We start from the raw sequence: 23253 nt of genomic DNA, 5'->3' as shown, positions 1-23253 counted from the left end.
GAATCGAGAGATTCATAAGAAAACGTCATCCTTTCTAGTCTAGCTTTTTTAGAAAGAATAACGTTTTTTTACACTTGGGGGTAGTGAAGATTTTTAAGTTGATGGGCATGATGCAAAGAGAGAGTGTAACAGTTTTGAAAATATAGTATACTGAAAGTACAACACATGAAGAATTTAGGGAAAAGAAAGTATGGTGAAACCATTTGGCTACCAAGCATAACCAAATTTTAGAACATATTAATAGCCTGCCAGTAGGCCATAAAATTTCTGTAAGACAAATTGCGAAAGATTTGAGTGTAAGTGAAGGGACCGCTTACCGTGCAATTAAAGATGCAGAAAATAAAGGATATGTTAGTACAATTGAACGTGTCGGAACAATTCGAATTGAACAAAAGAAGAAAGAGAATATCGAAAAACTGACATATGCAGAAGTCGTTAACATTGTCGACGGTCAAGTACTTGGGGGCAGAGAAGGACTACATAAAACATTAAATAAATTCGTAATCGGAGCTATGAAGTTAGAAGCGATGATGCGCTATACAGAAGCTGGGAATTTACTCATTATTGGTAACCGTACCAATGCACATGAATTAGCGCTAGAAACTGGAGCCGCTGTATTAATTACGGGCGGCTTTGATACGGAAGATCATGTGAAGAAATTAGCAGACGAATTAAAGCTGCCGATCATTTCAAGTAGCTACGATACATTTACGGTCGCAACGTTAATTAATCGTGCAATTTATGACCAACTTATTAAGAAAGAAATTGTACTCGTTGAAGATATTTTAACGCCAATTGAAGAAACGTTATATTTAAAGCCGAGTGATACAGTACAGCAATGGCATGCATATAACGAAGAGACAATGCACGGAAGATATCCAATTGTCGATGAAAGTAACAAAGTACTAGGAATCGTAACTTCAAAAGATATGATCGGAGTAGCGAAAGAAACACCAATTGATAAAGTAATGACAAAACACCCAATTACAGTGAACGGTAAAATGTCTGTCGCAGCTGCGGCACGTATGATGGTGTGGGAAGGAATTGAATTACTTCCTGTCGTTGAGGAAGGAAACAAACTGCAAGGTATTATTAGCCGTCAAGATGTACTTCAGGCACTGCAAATGATTCAACGTCAGCCACAAGTTGGAGAAACCATTGATGATATTGTAACGAATCAATTTATGACACCAAAAGAAGCGAAGAATGAGCATCTATATCAATTTTCGGTGACGCCGCAAATGACGAACTCAATCGGGACGTTATCGTACGGTGTATTTGCAACAATTGTGACAGAAGCGACAAATCGCGTCATTCGTGCGCAAAAGAAAAGCGATTTAATTGTTGAAAACTTAACGATTTATTTCGTAAAGCCGGTTCAAATTGATAATGTTGTATCTGTTCATCCGAAAGTATTAGAAATTGGACGTAAATTTGGTAAGGTCGATGTAGAGGTGCATCATGAAGGTAATGTTGTTGGAAAAGCATTACTTATGGTTCAGTTAATCGATAAATAAAAAGATGGAACAAATCGTTTTGATTTGTTCCATCTTTTTTTGTTGTTTTAAATTTGAAAGGCATGATTTTAGATGGGAGTTTTAGTGAAATATGTATGGGATGGAGTGGAAAAGTAATGTGAGAAAAGACGGAATAATAATTCAATTCAGTTGTATATTGTGTTATGATTATATTGTAAGAAAATGGAATCGTGAGAGGTGGTATGCATTATGTCGTCAGCCGTACTCTTTTTTGGTAGTATCGCACTATTTTACTTTCTTGTAATGATACCGATTCAATATTTATATTTACAAGGTTTACATGAAAAAAAGGAAAAGACAGGATTATCTCAGCGAGAGCTATATGAAAAAATGTCTTTTGGAGAAGAACAATTACATTTTCACGTACAAGGGAACCCATTTAATATACCATCTGCGTTTGTTGCGTATATGATTTTGAAAGTTAAGGGACGTAAAAAAGCATCACAATATTGATGCTTTTTTACGTTGCTTCATAGACTTCAGCTTCTTTAACTGCTAATGGCAAGAAATGTTTGTATTGGCGAAACCCGTTAAATACACTTGCACTACCAAATAGAACGAATAAAACACCAACGATAATACGAGCGGTTGAAAGTTCTAAAAAGAATTGGTTTATCCCGAAAAATAAAACGAATGAACCGAGTGCCATTGCGGATTTTCCTGAGAGCCAACCTTTCTCCATTGGGCGGTTTGTACGAAAGTATTTTGTTTTGTAAAAGAGGTACAACATAAATGAGACGATAATACAGAAGACTAATACTGGCATAATGAACACTCCCATCGCTTTGTGAAAAATAATAGAAAAGAAAAAGAAATATCTAAACTTTCTAACTTTTATTATAAAGCAATTGTTCGCATGTATGAAATACTTTCCGTTATAATGGAGGATAAAGTGAAGAAGTTGATTAAAAAGGAGATTATACATATGCATGAGCAAATTTTAGGAGCAATTAAAGAGTTTGATACAATTATTATTCATCGCCACGTGCGTCCGGATCCAGATGCGTTAGGTTCACAGGGTGGTCTTGGTACAATTCTACAAGAATCGTTTCCAGAGAAAAATATTTATACGGTTGGGTACAATGAACCGTCACTAGCATACTTACGAGTAATGGATGATATTGAAGATAGTGTATACGAAAATGCGCTTGTTATTGTTTGTGATACTGCGAATCAAGAACGTGTTGACGATCAACGCTATACAAAAGGGAAGATGTTAATTAAAATTGATCATCATCCAAATGAAGATCCATATGGAGATATTACGTGGGTAGATACGACAGCGAGTTCTACAAGTGAAATGATTTATGAGTTTTATAACTATGGAAAAGATAAAGGATTAAAAATAACAAAAGAAGCAGCCCGCCTTATTTTAGCAGGAATTGTTGGAGATACAGGTCGTTTCTTATTCCCGAATACGACAGCAAAAACACTTCGTTACGTAAGTGAGCTTGTTGACATGGGTGTGAAATTCACAGATTTATACAATGAGATGTATAAGACAAAAGAAAAAATTGCTCGTTTAAACGGTTATATTTTACAAAACTTTACGATGGTAGAAGAAGGAGCAGCTTACATTAAATTAACGAAAGAAGTATTAGAAGAGTTTGATGTACTTCCTTCTGAAGCATCTGGTGTTGTTGGAGCGCTTGGCAATATTGATGGATTAAAGGCGTGGGTTCTATTTTTAGAGGAAGACGACGTAATTCGTGTTCGTCTTCGTTCAAAAGGACCAGTTATAAACAAATTAGCAATGCAATATAACGGCGGGGGGCATCCGATGGCTTCTGGTGCGAAGGCATCTTCTTGGGAAGAAGCGGATCGTCTTTTTGCTGATTTACGTGAGATTTGTAAATAAGAGACTATATGTTAGAACGAAAAGAAGGAGCGGCGCTAAAGCCCTCCTTCTTTATTTTTCTTTCTCTATAGTAATGCTAATTTCAAGCACTGTATCAAAAGATATTGTATCGACTTTAAAACGGTATAGCCGATCGTAATGTTTGTACGTTTTATTTTCGATTACCTTTTTAAGTAGGTCTTTATTTTTTGCGATACTTTGAATGTTTTTCGTTAAAAGATGTTGGAGGTCATTATGGATAGATGTAGTCATATTTTCGAGTGTGAGATTGTCTAAATCGTATTTTTCTCGATTGATAAGTTTTATTTTAATCTCTTGAATGGTTAAGAGCCGTTTATTTTCAGTGTTCAATTTTTCTTGATCTTCGAGAAGGACGTGGAGCTTTGCTTCTTGTTTTTCTATAATTTCTCTTTGTTCTGCTATTTTACTAGCTTGTTCTTCTTGAAAAACACCGTATATGTACAAAAAAATAAACCAGCTCAACACGCCTCCAACAGCAGCCCCAGCTAATACTAAGTACCATCTTTTTGCTGTATTGGCACTTGGTACTCTCATACATGTTCCTGCGTTAGCCATTTAATAATAATGAGACCTGTTTGCATACCACCAGTTGCGAAAAAAATAAGGAGAATTTGCTTTACGATATCTTTCATATCTCCGCCAAAGAAACTTCTTTCAAAGCTATAAAAGGTATCGAATGTTCCGCCGATTGCTGCAACGAGTGCCCAAATTCTTAAATTTTGGGCGAATTGATTAATGTAAGTTAGAGCTGGTTTTCCGATAAGAAACGCACCAAATCCACCAATTAATGAACCGCCAAGTATAACCCCAAAGGCAATAAAATAACTAATAATAAGCAGAGAGAAAAAAGTATGTTCTCTTACATCCATCGTCATTCCCCTTTCTTCTTCATATATATGGACAAAGTATAAGAAGTATGTTTTGATTTCCGCTTTCCTCATCACCTATAATAAAAGTAGTCAAATAGGTAAAGAGAGGGTACAACAGTGAAGTTTGTGCATTTACAATGTCAAACCGTTTTTAGTTTATTAAAAAGTGCTTGTAAAATTGATGAGCTTGTAGTCAGGGCGAAAGAACTCGGTTTTTCATCGCTGGCTATTACGGATGAAAATGTTATGTATGGCGTTATTCCGTTTTATAAAGCATGTAAGAAACATGGTATACAGCCTGTTATTGGATTAACCGCTTCTATTTTTAGTGAAGAAGAAGAAAGGTCTTATCCGCTTGTATTACTTGCTGAGAATGAAATAGGCTACCAAAATTTATTAAAGATTTCTAGCAGTATTATGACAAAGTCCAAAGAAGGTATTCCTAAGAAGTGGCTTGCGCATTATGCGAAAGGATTAATTGCAATTTCACCAGGTAAAGATGGCGAAATTGAGCAATTATTACTAGAAGACAATGAGAGTCAGGCTGAAGAAGTAGCTCGCACGTATCAAAATATGTTTGGCCATTTTTATATGAGTTTGCAGCATCATGCGATTCAAGATGAGTTGCTTTTACAAGAGAAACTACCTGAATTTATTAGTAGGGTTAATATTCCGGTCGTTGCAACAAACGATGTGCGCTATATCAATCAAAGTGACGCGCTTGTTCACGAATGTTTACTATCTGTTGAAAGTGGAACGAAAATGACTGATCCAGATAGGCCGAGGCTGAAAACAGATCAGTATTATTTAAAGTCATCGGATGAAATGGAAGCACTATTTTCCCACGCGCCGGAAGCAATCCAAAATACAATAAAAATTGCAGAGCGTTGCCAAGTAGAAATACCGTTCCATGTAAATCAACTTCCGAAATTTCCTGTTCCGTCTAATGAAACGAGTGATATATATTTGCGTCGTGTTTGTGAAGAAGGTTTGCGGAAACGATATGGTGAACCGAAAGAAGTGCATATAAAGCGTTTGGATCATGAATTAAATGTTATTTCTCGTATGGGATTTAGTGATTATTTCCTCATCGTATGGGATTTTATGAAGTATGCACATGAAAATCATATTCTAACAGGACCAGGTCGTGGATCGGCAGCTGGTTCACTCGTTTCATACGTATTAGAAATTACAGATATTGATCCAATTGAATACGATCTATTATTTGAAAGGTTTTTAAATCCTGAACGTGTGACGCTTCCCGATATTGATATTGATTTTCCAGACGTAAGACGTGATGAGATGATTCGCTATGTGAAAGATAAATACGGTCAGCTCCGTGTTGCGCAAATTGTAACGTTTGGTACGCTTGCAGCAAAAGCGGCAATTAGAGACATTGCCCGCGTAATGGGGCTTCCGCCGCGAGATATTGATATATTTTCAAAACTTATCCCATCAAAGCTTGGTATAACGTTAAAAGATGCATATGAAGAATCACAATCACTTCGTGAGTTTATACAAGGGAATCTTCTGCATGAGCGTGTATTTGAAATCGCAAAACGTGTAGAAGGTTTACCACGTCATACGTCTATTCATGCGGCTGGTGTTATTATGAGTCAAGAACCGCTAACAGGAAGTGTAGCAATTCAAGAAGGACATAACGATGTTTATGTTACGCAATATCCAGCCGATGCGCTAGAAGAACTTGGTTTGCTTAAGATGGACTTTTTAGGATTACGTAATTTAACGTTACTTGAAAATATTATAAAATTTATCGCGAACAAAACAGGGAAAGAAATCGATATAAGAAACTTACCTCTTCAAGATGAAAAGACGTTCCAATTATTAGGGAGAGGGGATACAACAGGTGTATTCCAGCTTGAGTCGGGTGGTATGCGAAATGTACTTCGCGGGTTAAAACCGAATGAGTTTGAAGATATCGTAGCTGTTAACTCGTTATACAGACCAGGACCGATGGAACAGATACCGACTTTTATTGAATCGAAACATGGAAAAAGAAAAATTGAATATTTACATCCGGATTTAAAGCCAATTTTAGAAAGAACATACGGCGTCATTGTATACCAAGAACAAATTATGCAAATTGCATCGAAGTTAGCTGGTTTTTCGCTCGGAGAAGCAGATTTACTGCGCCGTGCGGTGAGTAAAAAAAATCGTGATATTTTAGATCAGGAACGTAAGCATTTCGTCCAAGGATGTTTGCGAAATGGTTATGATGAGACATCCGCAGAGAAAATTTATGATTTAATTGTAAGATTTGCGAATTACGGTTTTAACCGAAGTCACGCTGTAGCTTACAGTATGATCGGATATCAGCTTGCCTATTTGAAAGCGAATTATACGCTGGAATTTATGACGGCATTATTATCAAGCGCAATTGGAAATGAAGATAAGATTGTACAGTATATACGAGAAACGAAGCGGAAAGGTTTTCACGTTTTGCCACCGTCTCTTCAGAGGAGTGGCTACAACTTCCAAATAGAAGGGAATGCGATACGTTACAGTTTACTTTCGATCCGAAATATTGGCATGGCTACAGTGACGGCATTATTAGAAGAACGAGAGAAAAAAATGTTCGAAGATTTATTTGAATTTTGTCTTCGTATGCCGTCAAAGTTCGTAACGGAGCGTAATTTAGAAGCTTTCGTCTGGTCGGGATGTTTTGACGATTTTGGTGTTTCGAGAACGAATTTATGGAAAAGTATTAAAGGGGCGTTAGAGTACGCGAATCTCGCACGTGATTTAGGAGATGCTGTTCCAAAATCAAAATATGTACAAGGAGAAGAGTTATCTTTTATTGAACAACTAAATAAAGAGAAGGAAGCGCTTGGCTTTTATTTATCAAGTTATCCGACAGCGCAATATGTGAAGTTAGCAAAAGAATTAGAAATTCCATCTCTCGCTCAGGCGATGCGACACAAGAAAAAAGTACAAAGAGCTATTGTGTATATAACAAGTGTGAGAGTGATTCGTACGAAAAAGTTTCAAAAGATGGCATTTATTACATTCTGTGATCAAAATGATGAAATGGAAGCAGTCCTCTTCCCGGAAACGTATATACATTTCTCGGATAAGTTGCAAGAAGGAGCAATTGTTTTAGTTGACGGTACGATTGAGCTAAGAAATCATAAGCTGCAATGGATTGTAAATGGACTATATCCGCTAGAGGAAATGGATGTTTATGAAGAAAAGAAAGACGCATCTGTTTACGTGAAATTGCCGTCTCAGTATGAGAAAAAGCTTTTAAATCAGGTTACGAAAATATTGTTCGACTATTCAGGTTTTGCGAAAGTACTAATTTATTATGAAAAGGAACATAAAATGGTACAATTATCTCGGAGTTTATCGATTCATCCAAGTGAAGAATGTTTAGGAGCACTTCGTGAAATTGTCGGGGAAGAAAATGTAGTTGTGAAAATATAATGGACAATTTCCCTACACTTCGATTATTATAGTAGTAGTGTTCGTGGTCAGACCACTTGGAGAAATTGATATCAGCAAGAATAATTTGAGGAGAGTGGATAGTTTGTCAACACTTCGTGAAGAAGCACTTCACATGCATAAAGTGCATCAAGGAAAATTAGAAACTGTATCAAAAGTAAAAGTAGAAAATGCAAAAGATTTAAGTCTTGCATATTCTCCAGGGGTTGCAGAACCTTGTAAAGAAATTTATGACGATAAAAGTAAGGTATATGAATATACGATGAAGGGAAATATGGTAGCAGTTGTGACAGATGGAACAGCTGTACTTGGTCTTGGTAACATTGGACCTGAAGCATCTCTTCCAGTAATGGAAGGTAAAGCTGTATTATTCAAGAGCTTTGCTGGTGTAGATGCATTCCCAATTGCCTTAAATACAAACGATGTAGATAAAATTGTTGAAACTGTAAAATTAATGGAGCCAACTTTTGGCGGCGTTAACTTAGAAGATATCGCAGCACCAAACTGCTTCATTATTGAAGAGCGTTTGAAAAAAGAAACAAATATTCCTATCTTCCATGATGATCAACACGGAACAGCTATTGTAACAGTAGCAGGTCTTGTAAATGCACTGAAATTAGTTGGAAAGAAAATGTCTGACATTAAAGTTGTCGCAAATGGCGCAGGTGCAGCAGGTATTGCAATTATTAAACTTTTATATCGCTATGGTGTACGCGACATTATTATGTGTGACCGTAAAGGCGCAATCTATGATGGTCGTCCTACAGGTATGAATCCGGTGAAGGATGAAGTTGCAAAATATACAAATAAGAATCGTATAGAAGGTTCTTTAGCTGATGTTGTACAAGGTGCGGACGTATTCATTGGTGTATCTGCAGAAGGTGCATTAACAGAAGAGATGGTTCGTACAATGAATGACGATGCGATTATTTTTGCAATGGCGAATCCAGTTCCAGAAATTATGCCAGAATTGGCAAAAGCAGCGGGCGCAGCTGTTGTTGGAACAGGTCGTTCTGACTTCCCGAACCAAGTAAATAATGTACTGGCGTTCCCTGGTATTTTCCGCGGTGCACTTGACGTACATGCGACACAAATTAACGAAGAAATGAAGATGGCAGCTGTACAGGCTATTGCTGAGCTTGTAGCAGAAGATGAGTTAAATGCAGACTATATCATTCCGGCACCATTTGACGCGCGTGTAGCGCCTCAAGTAGCGGCTTACGTTGCAAAAGCAGCAATGGAGACAGGAGTAGCTCGCCGTCAAGTAGATCCAAATGAGATCGCTGAAAAAACAAAACAATTAGCGCTGATTGGTAAAGAATAAGCGAGGAATTTCCATTGACATCATCAAATACAAAAGTATATCTCGAAATTGTAAAAAAAATCCGTTCCATTATGGAAGAGGATGGTTTGGTGGCGGGGGATCGTTTGCCGTCTGAGCGTGAGTTAAGTTCACGCTTAAACGTAGGACGTTCCTCTGTAAGAGAAGCATTGCGTGCTTTAGAACTGGTAGGATTGATTGAAACGAGACGTGGTGAAGGGACGTTTATTCGAAACTTTTATGATAACGGTCTTGTACAATTAATTGCTCCGTTCTTATTGCAAGATGAGAAAACAATTCGTGATTTATTACAAACGAAACGATTACTTGAGAAAGATATGATTCGAATTGTATGTAATTTACCGAAAGAAACGTTTTCTAAAGTACTAAGTAGATTACACCAAGTACTTGAAGGAAATGAAAGCTCAGTCCCAACGCTTCATCAAACGTTCTTTAAAACACTTATTGAACAAGTCGATAATTATTTACTATATCGCATTTGGATGATCGTAAATGATTACGTAGCAACTCTTTCTTGTAAAGTTTCAAGAGATTCTATCGATATGTATAGAAAGCTTTATGCTACTTTGGAAGAAAAACAAGAAAATGATGCACTAAAAATTTACGATGAATTAGTAGAGAATATACAGTTTCACTCGTAATGTATAAAATTTGTCGAAATGACCATGACACGTTATGACAAACATTCTACCGCGTAGCGGTTAAAGTTAAACGTAAAGAGTGAGGTTATTAGACAGATTGAGAAGATAAGGCTAACATCAAACTTTGGTGTTAGCCCCATTTTCTTCTTACGCTAACCTTAGCTCTCAACGAAGGGGGTCAAATTGTGCTAAGAGATTTATTCGTGAAAAAGAAAAAGTACGCTGCAATACCTTCAGAACAAGTACGAAAAGATGTACCAGATGGCGTTATGACAAAATGTCCGGAATGTAAAAAAATCATGTATACGAAAGAACTTCTAAAAAATTTAAAAGTATGTGTGAATTGTGGATATCATCATCCTATGAATGCATGGGAACGTCTTGATAGTATATTGGACGAAGGGTCATTCCGTGAGTATGACAAAGAAATGGTTTCGTTAAATCCACTCGAGTTTCCAGGTTATGAAGAGAAACTAGAGAGCGATCGTAAGAAGACTGAATTGAACGAAGCGGTTGTAACTGGTGAAGGAACAATTGATGACATGCTTGTTGTTGTTGCAGTAATGGATTCTCGTTTTCGAATGGGGAGCATGGGCTCTGTAGTAGGAGAAAAAATCGCCCGTGCGGTTGAAAAGGCGTACGACTTACAAGTTCCATTTATTATCTTTACTGCTTCGGGTGGTGCCCGTATGCAAGAAGGTATATTAAGTTTAATGCAAATGGCAAAAACAAGCGTAGCTTTGAAAAAGCATAGTAATGCAGGAGGATTATTTATTTCTGTTATGACTCACCCAACGACGGGCGGGGTTTCAGCGAGTTTCGCTTCACTTGGTGATTATAATCTTGCAGAACCAGGTGCACTTATCGGATTTGCTGGTAGACGTGTAATTGAACAAACGGTGCGTGAGAAACTACCAGAAGATTTCCAAACGGCAGAATTCTTACTAGATCATGGTCAATTAGATGCGGTGGTGCATCGTGATGATATGAGAGAATCACTTCGCAAGATTTTAGAAGTTCATCAAGGAGGGGAAATGGCTGTATGGCAGAGCTAGAATTTGAAAAACCAGTTGTTGAGCTAAGAAATAAGATTCGTGAACTGAAAGACTATACGAAAAACAGCCAGATGGACTTCAGTGAGGAGATTCGTATTTTGGAAGAAAAGCTAGAAAATTTAGAGGAAGATATATACGGCAATCTGAAAGTATGGGACCGTGTTCAAATTGCTCGTCATGCTGAACGACCGACAACGCTCGATTATATTGAGCACTTATTTACTGATTTTTTCGAATGTCATGGAGATCGTCTATTTGGCGATGATGCAGCGATTGTCGGCGGCATTGCGAAATATAAAGGGATGCCTGTAACTGTAATTGGGCATCAGCGCGGAAAAGATACGAAAGAAAATATTCGCCGTAACTTTGGAATGCCTCATCCAGAAGGATATCGAAAAGCATTACGTTTAATGAAGCAGGCGGAAAAGTTCAATCGTCCTATTATTTGTTTTATTGATACGAAAGGAGCTTATCCTGGTAAAGCTGCTGAAGAACGTGGTCAAAGTGAAGCTATCGCCCGCAATTTATTTGAAATGGCAGGTTTAACGGTACCTGTTATTTGTATCGTTATCGGCGAAGGTGGTAGTGGTGGTGCGCTAGGCCTTGGAGTTGGAGATTACATTCATATGCTAGAAAATTCCACTTATTCTGTTATTACACCAGAGGGTGCAGCGGCAATTCTTTGGAAAGATGCAGGAAAAGCAAAGGAAGCTGCAGAGGCAATGAAAATTACAGCAGCAGATTTGAAAGAATTAGGTGTAATTGACGAAATTATTCCAGAAGCAAGAGGCGGAGCTCACCGTAATGTTTTGAAACAGTCAGAAAATATAGACTTAATGATTCGGAAAACTTTTGAACAATTAAACGGAATTTCGAAAGATGAATTAATCGAAAAACGTTATGAAAAATATATGAAAATTGGGCAAGTTTCGTTTTCAAACGCTTCCATTTGGATAAAATAAGAAAAGCGTGCGTTCCACTTCGCGAATGCACGTTTTTATTATGAAAAGACACATCTTCTCCATTGTATTTTTATATTTTTTCGTGTTATTTTATTATAAGGCAAATAATCTTTATGAGGTGAGTACAAATGAAACGTATTGGTGTATTAACAAGTGGTGGAGATTCACCTGGTATGAATGCTGCCATTCGTGCAGTTGTTCGTAAAGCGATTTTCCATGATATTGAAGTATATGGTATTTACCATGGATACGCTGGATTAATTTCTGGTCACATTGAAAAATTAGAACTTGGTTCTGTTGGCGATATTATCCACCGCGGTGGTACAAAATTATATACAGCAAGATGTCCTGAGTTTAAAGATCCAGAAGTACGACTAAAAGGTATCGAGCAATTAAAGAAACACGGTATCGAAGGACTTGTTGTTATTGGTGGAGATGGTTCTTACCAAGGCGCTAAAAAATTAACTGAACAAGGATTCCCATGTGTTGGTGTACCAGGTACAATCGACAATGATATCCCTGGAACAGACTTCACAATTGGTTTCGATACAGCTTTAAACACTGTTATTGATGCAATTGATAAAATTCGTGACACAGCTACATCTCATGAACGTACATATGTTATCGAAGTAATGGGACGTCACGCTGGTGATATCGCATTATGGGCTGGTTTAGCTGATGGTGCGGAAACAATCTTAATTCCAGAAGAAGAGTATGACATGGATGATGTTATCGCTCGTCTGAAGCGTGGTAGTGAACGTGGTAAAAAACACAGTATTATCGTTGTAGCTGAAGGTGTTGGAAGTGCAATTGACATCGGTAAGCACATTGAAGAAGCAACAAACTTTGATACTCGTGTAACTGTATTAGGTCACGTACAACGTGGTGGATCACCAAGTGCACAAGACCGTGTATTAGCAAGTCGTCTTGGCGCAAGAGCAGTTGAATTGTTAATTGCTGGTAAAGGCGGACGTTGTGTAGGTATTCAAGATAACAAACTTGTTGATCATGACATTATCGAAGCGTTAGCTCAAAAGCATACAATCGATAAAGATATGTATCAATTATCTAAAGAATTATCCATCTAATCGGCGTAATGTCAGATATTTGGGAACGGTTTCATAATTTTCGGAGGTGCAATATGCGTAAAACTAAAATTGTATGTACTATAGGTCCTGCTAGTGAAAGTATTGAAAAATTAGAGCAATTAATCGAAGCAGGTATGAACGTTGCTCGTTTAAACTTCTCTCATGGTAGCCATGAAGAGCACGGAGCTCGTATTAAAAACATTCGTGAAGCTTCAAAGAAGACTGGTAAAACAGTTGGTATCTTACTTGATACAAAAGGTCCAGAAATCCGTACTCACGACTTCGTAGACGGACAAGCTGAGCTTGTAACAGGTGCAGAAGTAGTTCTTTCTACTGAGCAAGTATTAGGTACTGCAGAGAAGTTCTCTGTATCTTATGCTGGTCTTTATGACGATGTAGACCCAGGTTCTCGTATTCTAATCGATGACGGTCTTATCGAACTAGAAGTAATCGAAAAAGCTGATGGAAACATCCGTACAAAAGTTCTTAACAGCGGAACTGTAAAAAATAAAAAAGGTGTTAACGTACCAAACGTAAGCATTAAGCTTCCTGGTATCACTGAAAAAGACGTAAAAGATATCATCTTCGGTATCGAGCAAAAAGTTGATTTCATTGCAGCTTCATTCGTACGTAAAGCGTCTGACGTATTAGAAATCCGTGAATTATTAGAAGAGCATAACGCTCAATACATCCAAATCGTACCAAAAATCGAAAACCAAGAAGGTATCGACAATATCGATTCAATCTTAGAAGTTTCTGACGGTTTAATGGTAGCTCGTGGTGACATGGGTGTAGAAATTCCACCGGAAGAAGTACCGTTAGTACAAAAACGTCTAATTAAAAAATGTAACGTGTTAGGTAAACCAGTTATTACTGCAACACAAATGTTAGATTCTATGCAACGTAACCCACGTCCAACTCGTGCGGAAGCAAGTGACGTAGCTAACGCAATCTTCGATGGTACAGATGCAATCATGCTTTCAGGTGAAACAGCTGCTGGACAATACCCAGTAGAAGCAGTAACAATGATGGCTAACATTGCGGTACGCGTTGAAAAATCATTGCAATATGAAGATATGTTCAAAAAACGTATTAAAGAGTTCACTCCAACAATTACAGATGCAATTAGCCAATCTGTTGCACATACAGCACTTGCTCTTGATGTAGCTGCAATCGTAGCTCCAACAGAAAGTGGATATACTGCGAAAATGATCTCTAAATACCGTCCAAAATCTCCAATCGTAGCTGTAACATCTGACGAGCAAGTAGGACGTCGTCTTGCACTTGTTTGGGGTGTACAAGCATTTATGGCTGAGAAGCGCGCAGCTTCAACTGATGAAATGTTAGATACAGCAATTCAAACAGGTATGGATGCAGGTCTAATCGGACTTGGAGATACTGTAGTGATTACTGCTGGTGTTCCAGTAGCTGAAACTGGTACAACAAACTTAATGAAAATCCACGTTGTTGGTGAAGAAATTGCTAAAGGACAAGGAATCGGTCGTAAAGCTGCAAAAGGTAAAGTAGTTGTAGCGAAAACAGCTGCTGAAGCTGTAGCGAACGTAAACGAAGGTGATATCCTTGTTACAACAAGCACTGATAAAGATATGATTCCTGCAATCGAAAAAGCTGCAGCTTTAGTTGTAGAAGAAGGTGGCTTAACAAGCCATGCAGCTGTTGTAGGTGTATCAATCGGTATTCCTGTTATCGTTGGTGTAAACGGCGTAACAGCAACTTTAAAAAATGGCCAAGAAGTAACAGTTGATGCAGCACGCGGAATTGTTTATAATGGACATGCGGAAGTGCTATAAGTAATACGGAGAGAAGGATCGGAGTCCTTCTCTTTTTTTTACACAAAAACGAGATAGAATTAGCTTAAAGCGCCTAGAATTGCTTTTAAAAGCTGTTTGTTATGGGTTTTAATATGAAAGGGTATCTATATTTCATATGATGTATATAGGCATTGTGAGGGCGTTAAAAGTGAGATGTGAGAGAGGTGTAGAACTATGAAGTGGTTACTATTCTTGTTTATTTTAATACCGGCGATTGAGATTACGGTCTTAATTGGATCAAGTCATGTAATAGGTTTATGGTCTACGTTCGCTATGATTGTATTTACAGGTGTTGTAGGTGTGTATTTGGCGAAAAGACAAGGGTTTAAAGTGCTTGGAGAGATTCAATCTAAGTTGAATAGAGGGGAAATGCCAGGTGAGGCGGTACTAGATGGTATTTTTGTATTTGTAGGAGGTATTCTCTTAGTGCTTCCTGGGTATGTGACAGATATGCTAGGGTTTATCTGCGTGATCCCTATTACGAGAGCTTTATTGAAGCCGCTTGTTATGAAGTGGATGGAATGGAAATTTAGAAAGAATTCTACTATTATTATTCAGAAATAGCACTTAGATTGTAGAAATCTAAGTGCTATTTTTTGTCTTGTAAGAGGAGAGGGATTTTCTGATTGAAGCTTTGCTTTACCGCGCTATTTGTGGGGTGGAATTTCTATCTCGAAGCTGGGCTGCTCGTAAGTGTCTGATGTGGGGCGAATGATGAGTGGGGATGAACAAAACGTTCGCTTATTATATTTGCTATATAATTTTCGTTTGAACTCTTGTGTGTACTTCGATTAAACTTGTGATTTTTTAGTGCTATTAATTTGGATGAATAAGATGGAGGGAAACACTGCTAAATTAAAGTTTTGCTTTCTTATATAGAGGAACGATTGGTGTAAAAAATTCATATAAAAAGGCGGAGATTGTTAGTTGAAGTCTTATTTCATGCTGTTTTGTATATTTATTCATTTACATAAAAAGTAATAAATGTAAATGATAATTATAAAATAAATAGAATAAATATGTAAAAACACCACGGAATATGCGTTTTTCATGCAAAAAAACAAGAGAATTATCTTTTTTGAGTGCAATTCTCTTGTTTTATGTAATAAGTATGAAAAATAAGTACAAGGAATAATCAGTGGGAATTTCCCACTGATTACAGGTAAGTTTTTTGTTGTGTATGAATTAGAAACTATTATTTTGAAGGTGAACCTTTAATATATTTCCACAAGTCATGGAAGACATTAGCTTTGTGTAATGTATTAAGTAGTACTAAGGTGACTGGGCCGATGATTAATCCTAAAAAGCCAAAAAGTTTAAAGCCGACAAATAGAGCGACGAGTGTTGCTAATGGATCGAGACCGATGTTAGATGAAAGTACTTTCGGCTCCATAATTTGTCTTTGGACAATCACGACGATGTATAAAATGAGAAGACCAATGGCGAATGCGGTATCGCCAGTGAAAAATACGTATATAACCCATGGAACAAAGACTGCGCCTGTTCCTAAATATGGTAGTAAATCTACAACCCCTGTAATAATCGCGATAGTAATGGCGTATGGTACGCGTAATATTAAAAGCCCGATTAGTACAATGACAGTTGTCATAGATACGAGTGTAAGTTGTGCTTTCACAAAACCAAACAAAGCTTTTCTTAAGTCGACAAAAATAGTTTTTCCATAGCCATGTACACGATTCGGTAGCAATTTTCTTGCTTTCTGAGCAAGACGGTGCCAATCGTAACTAATGAAGAAAGTGGCTAATAAAATGAATACAAGGACAGTTAAAGTTGTTGGCAGTGCACTAATGAAATTCGTTAACCCGCTTATAATGGCGGTTAAAAGTTCTTTCATTTGTGTTGTTGCTTCTGTTCCTAAGTTTTGAATGTTTTGTGTAATTGTATAGCGCTGTGGTTCTCCAAGATGATTAAATTTAGAGATTAAATCATCGTAGAGAGGCATAATATGATTAAGTGCAAATTGCTGAGCGAATGTAACGATATCTGGAAACTTTACTGTAACAAGTTGTAGTAAGTATGTTGTGGCAGATATTGCTTCAGTCACAAGATATGTAACAAGTCCAACGATAGCTCCAAATACGAGAATTAAGCTAACGAGTACTGCTAGTGCGCGAGGAAATTGTAGTTTTTGATTAAGGAAATTGACGACAGGATTAATCAAATAAGCAAATGCAAAAGCGATAATAAAAGGATAGATAAGCCCTGACATGTATAGTAATACATAGAACCCAGCTACCGTTGCTACAATGACAAATATGAGTCGCAATATCATATATAGTAAGTTTCGGTTCAAAGATGTATACCTCCCATTCCAATTTGGATTATCCTAATTCGTTCAACTTATAACGAGTGTGCCCCACTGATTAAAGTTTCGCTTTACCCCGCATTAACGGGCAGTAAATCTCCTACCCGAAGTGCGGCTGGATCAAAGGAGTTAGATGGAGATAAACTGCCCGTAAAAGCCCGATTGGTTCAACTAATAATCAGTGGAAAATGCCCCACTGATTAAAGTTTCACTTTATGTTATAGTGGAATGATGGATTTTTCTTGCTTTTTCAGTATGTGAGTGACTGTGAAAGCTTGGTGTTGATGCTTCTACTATATGGTAAAAACTTCATTTTCTCTTCTTTTTATTTTACCTGTTTCTAATTAGAAAAGAAAGAAGAGACGCCCGTTTTTTAAAATGTATACATGCTTAAATTTTGATGGTGAAAGTCTCAGTTTTTCATTTTAAAATACATAAAAAATGAAGTGATTCATGTTGAATAGGCATCGATATAGCATGTATAACGATAGGTTTAAAGGTATTTTTGTTTGGAAATGAGTTCATTATTTTCAGAAAGGAAGTGCAAACATGATTAGTCAGTCAACGTTATTTTTATTCATACTACTTATTATAGGACTTATTGCTAAAAACCAATCGCTTACTGTAGCTATTGGTGTGTTATTTCTATTGAAGTTTACGTTTTTAGGAGATAAGGTCTTTCCTTATTTACAAACGAAAGGAATTAACCTAGGTGTAACGGTCATTACAATAGCGGTGCTCGTACCGATTGCGACGGGGGAAATAGGTTTTAAACAACTTGGAGAAGCGGCGAAATCGTATTATGCGTGGATTGCTTTAGCTTCAGGTGTAGTGGTCGCTTTGTTAGCGAAAGGCGGCGTACAATTGTTGACAACGGATCCTCATATTACAACTGCGCTTGTTTTTGGGACAATTATAGCGGTTGCGTTATTTAATGGGGTTGCTGTTGGTCCGTTAATTGGGGCTGGAATTGCCTATGCGGTTATGAGTATTATACAAATGTTTAAATGAGGAATTTTATAGTAATATAAAATTTTTGAATTCTTTCTGTTCACAAAAGTCAGATAATTGTTTATAATAGGATTAGAAACTTTGAAAAGTTACATAACAGCAGAGACTTTACACCAGATAAAATAAAAACAACATAAAACAATTTTATAATGATATTGTTTTATGTTGTTTTTATCATAAAACTCTTCGGAATTTATTTTCCTCACTAACTTGTTGTTTTGAGCGTGAGGATTCGGGGAGACATTCACGCTCATGCTTTCCATGTAAACAATGGACAATAAGAGGGGAACACCGCAACAAATTTGCATGATCGTGCATTTTGCTTGCCTAAAGAGTGAACGGGCGTTCATAATTCATAAGGGGAGCAAATAGATATAAGGAGCAAGGTTGGGAGAATTTTCAGGAAAAGGAGAGAATGTCATGACTGTTATTCGAGGTTTAGAAGGGGTAGTAGCAACAACATCATCTGTGAGCTCTATTATTGATGATACATTAACTTATGTTGGGTATAATATTGATGATTTAGCTGAGAATGCTACGTTTGAAGAAGTAGTGTACTTATTATGGCACCGCAAGCTTCCTAATGAAAAAGAACTAGCGGAATTTAATGAAATTGTATCTGAATACTATAAAGTTCCAGGTGAGATTTTAACATATTTGAAACAAGTAGATTTAAAAATTGCACATCCGATGTCTGTTTTACGAACTGCAATTTCCATGCTATCATTATACGATGAGAGCGCTGAAATTATGGATGAAAAGTCCAATTATTTGAAAGCGGTTAAATTACAGGCTCAAGTGGGAACTTTAGTTGCTGCTTACGCGAGAATCCGTAAAGGTTTAGATATTGTTGAGCCAAGAAAGGATTTATCATTAGCTGCAAACTTCTTGTACATGTTAAATGATCGCGAGCCAAATGAAGTTGAAATTGAAGCTTTTGATAAGGCGCTTGTACTTCATGCAGATCATGAGTTAAACGCTTCTACATTTACTGCACGTGTTTGCGTAGCTACACTTTCAGATGTATATTCTGGTATTACAGCAGCAATCGGTGCATTAAAAGGTCCTCTTCACGGTGGGGCAAATGAGAATGTAATGAAGATGTTAACTGAGATTGGTGAAGAAGAAAATGTAGAGTCATATATTCATAATGCTCTTCAAAATAAAGTGAAAATCATGGGCTTTGGCCACCGTGTGTATGAGCAGGGTGATCCACGTGCAAAACACTTACGTGAAATGTCTAAGAGATTATGCGTGCTTTTAGGAGAAGAGAAATGGTATAATATGTCTATCAAAATTGAAGACATTGTAACAAAAGAAAAAGGTCTTCCACCAAATGTTGATTTCTATTCAGCTTCTGTATACCATTGTTTAGGAATTGACCATGACTTATTTACACCTATTTTTGCAATTAGCCGTATGTCAGGCTGGTTAGCTCATATTCTAGAACAATATGAAAACAACCGTTTAATTCGTCCGCGTGCTGATTATAATGGACCAACGCATCAAGTGTATGTTCCAATTGCACAACGATAAGCGAATAACACTATTTTGATAGTGAAAATACGCTTTCAAAAGTCTGATTTTTTCGGAAAGATGTAATGATTAGAATATTTTAATTTGACTAACGGTTTGAACTGAGGGGTTATTCCCTCAGTTTCATACATATGAAATTTCAAACATGGGGGTTATCACATTGACGACAGGTGAAAAAATTACTGTAACTAATGGTGTTATGAATGTACCAAACAATCCGATTATTCCGTTTATCGAGGGAGATGGAATTGGTCCTGATATTTGGGCAGCTGCATCTCGCGTACTAGAAGCAGCAGTTGAAAAAGCTTATGATGGTGAGAAGAAAATCGTTTGGAAAGAAGTGCTTGCAGGGGAAAAAGCATTCAACCAAACAGGCGAGTGGTTACCAGAAGAAACTTTAAACTTAATTCGTGAATATTTAATCGCGATTAAAGGTCCACTTACAACTCCAGTTGGCGGTGGTATTCGTTCTCTAAACGTAGCACTTCGTCAAGAATTAGATTTATATGTATGTCTACGTCCAGTTCGTTATTTTGAAGGTGTTCCTTCACCTGTAAAACGTCCGGAAGATACTGATATGGTTATTTTCCGTGAAAATACAGAAGACATTTATGCTGGAATTGAATATGCGCAAGGATCTCCAGAAGCAGAAAAAGTTCTTGCTTTCTTAAAAGAAGCAATGGGTGTTAATAAAATCCGCTTCCCAGAAACATCTGGTATTGGTATTAAGCCAATTTCAGAAGAAGGGACAAAGCGTCTTGTTCGTGCTGCAATTCAATATGCAATTAACGAAAAACGCTCTTCTGTTACATTAGTTCATAAAGGAAACATTATGAAATTTACAGAAGGTGCTTTCAAAAACTGGGGTTACGAAGTAGCGGAACAAGAATTTGGCGACAAAGTATTTACTTGGGCTGAATACGATCGTATCGTTGAAAAAGATGGTAAAGATGCAGCGAATAAAGCGATGGCAGACGCTGAAGTGGCTGGAAAAATCATCGTAAAAGATTCTATTGCAGACATCTTCTTACAACAAATTTTAACTCGTCCACGTGAGTTCGATGTTGTTGCAACAATGAACTTAAATGGTGACTATATCTCTGATGCACTTGCTGCACAAGTAGGTGGAATTGGTATTGCACCTGGTGCAAACATTAACTATGTGACTGGACATGCTATCTTTGAAGCTACACACGGTACAGCTCCAAAATATGCAGGTTTAGATAAAGTAAATCCATCTTCTGTTCTTCTTTCAGGTGTATTATTATTAGAACACTTAGGATGGAACGAAGCTGCGAAATTAGTAACTGCTTCTGTTGAGAAAACAATTGCTTCAAAAGTAGTAACTTATGATTTCGCACGCTTAATGGAAGGTGCAACAGAAGTGAAATGTTCTGAGTTCGCTAATGAACTTATTAAAAACATGGATGTAGCGATAATCAAAAACGCATAATTAAAGCGGGGGGTAAATTATGACAATCAAACGCAAGAAGGTTTCAGTCATCGGTGCAGGATTTACAGGAGCAACAACGGCATTCTTATTAGCACAAAAAGAACTTGCAGATGTTGTATTAGTGGACATTCCACAACTGGAAAATCCAACAAAAGGGAAAGCGTTAGATATGTTAGAAGCGAGCCCAGTACAAGGTTTTGATGCTAACATTATTGGAACATCTGATTACGCAGATACTGCTGATTCTGACGTTGTCGTTATTACAGCAGGTATTGCACGTAAGCCTGGTATGAGCCGTGATGACTTAGTAGCAACAAACTCTAAAATTATGAAAAGTATTACGCGCGACATTGCAAAACATTCACCAAATGCAATTATTGTTGTGTTAACAAATCCAGTTGATGCAATGACATATTCTGTATTTAAAGAAGCAGGATTCCCGAAAGAGCGTGTAATCGGCCAATCGGGTGTATTAGATACAGCTCGTTTCCGTACATTCATCGCACAAGAATTAAATCTTTCTGTAAAAGACATTACAGGATTTGTTCTTGGCGGACACGGTGACGACATGGTACCTCTTGTGCGTTATTCTTATGCAGGCGGTATTCCGTTAGAAACGTTAATTCCGAAAGAGCGTTTAGAAGCAATCGTAGAACGTACACGTAAAGGTGGCGGTGAGATTGTAGGCTTATTAGGAAACGGTAGTGCATATTACGCACCAGCAGCTTCTTTAGTTGAAATGACAGAAGCAATCTTAAAAGATCAACGCCGTATATTACCAGCTATTGCGTACCTTGAAGGTGAGTATGGTTATAGTGACCTTTACTTAGGGGTACCAGTAATTCTAGGTGGTAACGGAATTGAAAAAATTATTGAATTAGAACTTCTTGCAGATGAAAAAGAAGCGTTAGATCGCTCTGTAGAATCTGTACGTAATGTAATGAAAGTTCTTGTTTAATAATTGAATAGTAGTGAAAAAGATTCGGGATTCCGAATCTTTTTCTACTATTTACCGAATTGTTTTTTTTGAAATAATATGAAAACGCTATCATTTGTAATATCCTATAATGAAACTGTAGATTTATACTATACATTGCCCTCATCATAGTAAATTTCGGATAAGGTATCGCTTTTAGTAGGATAATAAGGTGAAAAAATCGGAGGGGGTTGTAACATGTTAAAGAAAAAAGTTCAAATTGGTCGTAAAATGGATGAAATTACAGTAGGAGAGAAATTATCTATCACTGAAAAAATTGAGGATAAAGATTTGTTATTGTACTTAGGGTTAACGAATGATGCCAATCCATTATATATTCAGCATGATTACGCATCCCAAACTCCGTATGAAAAGCCGATTGTACCAAGCATTATGCTAACGGGAATGATTACAACGGCGGTTACGAAATATTTACCGGGTCCAGGAAGTCATATTACGAGAAAGGACCTTACATTCGTGAAACATGTTCACCATTATGAAACGTTACAAATCCACTTTGAAGTTGTGGCTGTTTCTGAGGAGGAACATACAATTGATATGCTTGTATCTGCTCATGATGAAAAAGGAGAAACTGTTGTGAAAGGTTCATTAACAGTAACGCCACCTTTTAAATCAGTTTCTATTATGGAAAAAGCATTAGATAATTTTTAAAAAGATGAAAATATGAATAGCGCTAGCATACCTTTAATAAGGATGCTAGCGCTATTTTTAGTTGAAGAACCCTTCTTTGAACCCTTCAGCAAATTCTGAGCACCCCGTTTTAATCGTATCCCAGCTCGGAGCGTTAAAAGCAAGGATACATGTGACTGCTAAAGATAGAATGGATAGTATTAGTCGCATAATAGACCTCCGTATATTATTAATTTATATATTAAGATTAATGATATAATCATCGGTAATTGAAGTCAATTAAAGGAGTGGTTTTTTAGGTAAGGTGGAAAAGAGAAGACGTGATCTTTGAAACGGTAAGAGAAGCTGAAGTGTGGGCAGACCGGGTTGCGAATGGAATGTACGGGAGAGTATTTGATGGATATGAAATACCAGATTATAAAATAGCGTATGCTCTTTCGTTTTTCCTAGCATAAAATTAAGATTTTATAGTTCATACGGAAGTGAGCTTTAAAGAAGAGAGAGCAATCTATAAAGTTTGGCAAAATCCTGTGTAGTTGCAGGTGAATTGTAATTACTTCTATTTTCTCAATTCTACACAAACGATCTCCATGAATAGACAATTATATTGAGAGGGACCTTGTTTTCTAGTA

The 23253-nt window shown here is 37.2% G+C and carries 21 protein-coding genes and 1 pseudogene; 17 read left to right on the top strand and 5 right to left on the bottom strand.

Features of this window, described 5'->3' with window-relative positions; genetic code table 11:
• Nucleotides 1-203: 203 nt before the first annotated feature.
• Both MR168_RS16790 and MR168_RS16785 read left to right on the top strand, forming a co-directional pair.
• Complete coding sequence (locus tag MR168_RS16790) at nt 204-1517, top strand: CBS domain-containing protein (protein ID WP_000201572.1); 1314 nt, start codon at nt 204-206, stop codon at nt 1515-1517.
• A gap of 210 nt (nt 1518-1727) precedes the next feature.
• Nucleotides 1728-1991, top strand: coding sequence for a DUF3949 domain-containing protein (locus tag MR168_RS16785; protein ID WP_000093045.1), 264 nt, complete (start codon nt 1728-1730; stop codon nt 1989-1991).
• Nucleotides 1992-1998: 7 nt separating this feature from the next.
• On the opposite strand, the gene MR168_RS16780 is transcribed toward MR168_RS16785, so the two are convergent.
• Nucleotides 1999-2304 carry a YtpI family protein gene (locus MR168_RS16780; protein ID WP_001144776.1) on the bottom strand — a complete coding sequence of 102 codons (306 nt, stop codon included), beginning with the start codon at nt 2302-2304 and terminating at the stop codon, nt 1999-2001.
• A gap of 159 nt (nt 2305-2463) precedes the next feature.
• Here MR168_RS16780 and MR168_RS16775 point away from each other — a divergent pair, with 159 nt between their 5' ends.
• Nucleotides 2464-3396 carry a DHH family phosphoesterase gene (locus MR168_RS16775; protein ID WP_000545136.1) on the top strand — a complete coding sequence of 311 codons (933 nt, stop codon included), beginning with the start codon at nt 2464-2466 and terminating at the stop codon, nt 3394-3396.
• Nucleotides 3397-3447: 51 nt separating this feature from the next.
• Here the strand turns inward: MR168_RS16775 and ytrI are convergent, their stop codons facing one another.
• Entirely contained in the window at nt 3448-3951 is a 504-nt protein-coding gene (ytrI, locus tag MR168_RS16770; protein WP_001265736.1) for a sporulation membrane protein YtrI, read from the bottom strand.
• The gene (locus tag MR168_RS16765) at nt 3948-4361 is read right to left on the bottom strand and encodes a YtrH family sporulation protein (protein WP_002005839.1); all 414 of its coding nucleotides are present in this window, start codon (nt 4359-4361) and stop codon (nt 3948-3950) included. The genes ytrI and MR168_RS16765 overlap by 4 nt, the downstream gene beginning before the upstream one ends.
• A gap of 42 nt (nt 4362-4403) precedes the next feature.
• Between MR168_RS16765 and dnaE the strand changes: the two genes are divergently transcribed.
• The 8 genes from dnaE (at nt 4404) to MR168_RS16725 (ending at nt 15232) form a co-directional block, all read left to right on the top strand.
• Nucleotides 4404-7730 (top strand): DNA polymerase III subunit alpha, encoded by a 3327-nt coding sequence (gene dnaE / locus MR168_RS16760; protein WP_000673728.1) that lies wholly within the window; start codon nt 4404-4406, stop codon nt 7728-7730.
• A 133-nt stretch (nt 7731-7863) separates the two neighbouring features.
• Nucleotides 7864-9072 (top strand): NADP-dependent malic enzyme, encoded by a 1209-nt coding sequence (ystJ, locus tag MR168_RS16755; protein ID WP_161508111.1) that lies wholly within the window; start codon nt 7864-7866, stop codon nt 9070-9072.
• A 14-nt stretch (nt 9073-9086) separates the two neighbouring features.
• Nucleotides 9087-9731: a FadR/GntR family transcriptional regulator gene (locus MR168_RS16750; RefSeq protein WP_000204448.1), complete on the top strand. Its 645-nt coding sequence runs from the start codon at nt 9087-9089 to the stop codon at nt 9729-9731.
• Nucleotides 9732-9916: 185 nt separating this feature from the next.
• Nucleotides 9917-10786 (top strand): acetyl-CoA carboxylase, carboxyltransferase subunit beta, encoded by an 870-nt coding sequence (accD, locus tag MR168_RS16745; RefSeq protein WP_000942856.1) that lies wholly within the window; start codon nt 9917-9919, stop codon nt 10784-10786.
• Nucleotides 10774-11748 carry an acetyl-CoA carboxylase carboxyl transferase subunit alpha gene (gene accA, locus MR168_RS16740; RefSeq protein WP_000818805.1) on the top strand — a complete coding sequence of 325 codons (975 nt, stop codon included), beginning with the start codon at nt 10774-10776 and terminating at the stop codon, nt 11746-11748. The genes accD and accA overlap by 13 nt, the downstream gene beginning before the upstream one ends.
• Before the next feature lie 128 nt (nt 11749-11876).
• Nucleotides 11877-12836: a 6-phosphofructokinase gene (gene pfkA, locus MR168_RS16735; protein WP_000821157.1), complete on the top strand. Its 960-nt coding sequence runs from the start codon at nt 11877-11879 to the stop codon at nt 12834-12836.
• Between the two features lie 53 nt (nt 12837-12889).
• A complete protein-coding gene (gene pyk / locus MR168_RS16730; protein ID WP_001232673.1) occupies nt 12890-14647 on the top strand; it encodes a pyruvate kinase in 1758 nt (585 codons plus the stop codon).
• Between the two features lie 195 nt (nt 14648-14842).
• The gene (locus MR168_RS16725) at nt 14843-15232 is read left to right on the top strand and encodes an FxsA family protein (protein ID WP_000871628.1); all 390 of its coding nucleotides are present in this window, start codon (nt 14843-14845) and stop codon (nt 15230-15232) included.
• 631 nt (nt 15233-15863) lie between these two features.
• Here MR168_RS16725 and ytvI read toward each other — a convergent pair.
• Nucleotides 15864-16982: a sporulation integral membrane protein YtvI gene (gene ytvI / locus MR168_RS16720; RefSeq protein WP_001081388.1), complete on the bottom strand. Its 1119-nt coding sequence runs from the start codon at nt 16980-16982 to the stop codon at nt 15864-15866.
• 561 nt (nt 16983-17543) lie between these two features.
• Between ytvI and MR168_RS16715 the strand changes: the two genes are divergently transcribed.
• From MR168_RS16715 to MR168_RS16695, 5 genes are all read left to right on the top strand, one after another.
• Nucleotides 17544-18005 (top strand): DUF441 domain-containing protein, encoded by a 462-nt coding sequence (locus MR168_RS16715; protein WP_086411923.1) that lies wholly within the window; start codon nt 17544-17546, stop codon nt 18003-18005.
• A 387-nt stretch (nt 18006-18392) separates the two neighbouring features.
• A complete protein-coding gene (citZ, locus tag MR168_RS16710) occupies nt 18393-19541 on the top strand; it encodes a citrate synthase (protein ID WP_000503652.1) in 1149 nt (382 codons plus the stop codon).
• Nucleotides 19542-19701: 160 nt separating this feature from the next.
• The gene (gene icd, locus MR168_RS16705; RefSeq protein WP_000206898.1) at nt 19702-20994 is read left to right on the top strand and encodes an NADP-dependent isocitrate dehydrogenase; all 1293 of its coding nucleotides are present in this window, start codon (nt 19702-19704) and stop codon (nt 20992-20994) included.
• A gap of 19 nt (nt 20995-21013) precedes the next feature.
• A complete protein-coding gene (gene mdh / locus MR168_RS16700) occupies nt 21014-21952 on the top strand; it encodes a malate dehydrogenase (RefSeq protein WP_000153230.1) in 939 nt (312 codons plus the stop codon).
• 216 nt (nt 21953-22168) lie between these two features.
• Nucleotides 22169-22642 carry a MaoC family dehydratase gene (locus MR168_RS16695; RefSeq protein WP_000914180.1) on the top strand — a complete coding sequence of 158 codons (474 nt, stop codon included), beginning with the start codon at nt 22169-22171 and terminating at the stop codon, nt 22640-22642.
• A 57-nt stretch (nt 22643-22699) separates the two neighbouring features.
• On the opposite strand, the gene MR168_RS33380 is transcribed toward MR168_RS16695, so the two are convergent.
• A complete protein-coding gene (locus MR168_RS33380) occupies nt 22700-22831 on the bottom strand; it encodes a hypothetical protein (protein WP_001237022.1) in 132 nt (43 codons plus the stop codon).
• Between the two features lie 110 nt (nt 22832-22941).
• Between MR168_RS33380 and MR168_RS33685 the strand changes: the two are divergent.
• Nucleotides 22942-23157 (top strand): annotated as a pseudogene (locus MR168_RS33685) (hypothetical protein).
• The last annotated feature ends 96 nt before the right edge of the window (nt 23158-23253 follow it).

This window comes from Bacillus cereus group sp. BfR-BA-01356 (assembly GCF_022663635.1).
Classification (GTDB): domain Bacteria; phylum Bacillota; class Bacilli; order Bacillales; family Bacillaceae_G; genus Bacillus_A; species Bacillus_A cereus.
This window is presented reverse-complemented; position numbering and strand designations above follow the sequence as displayed.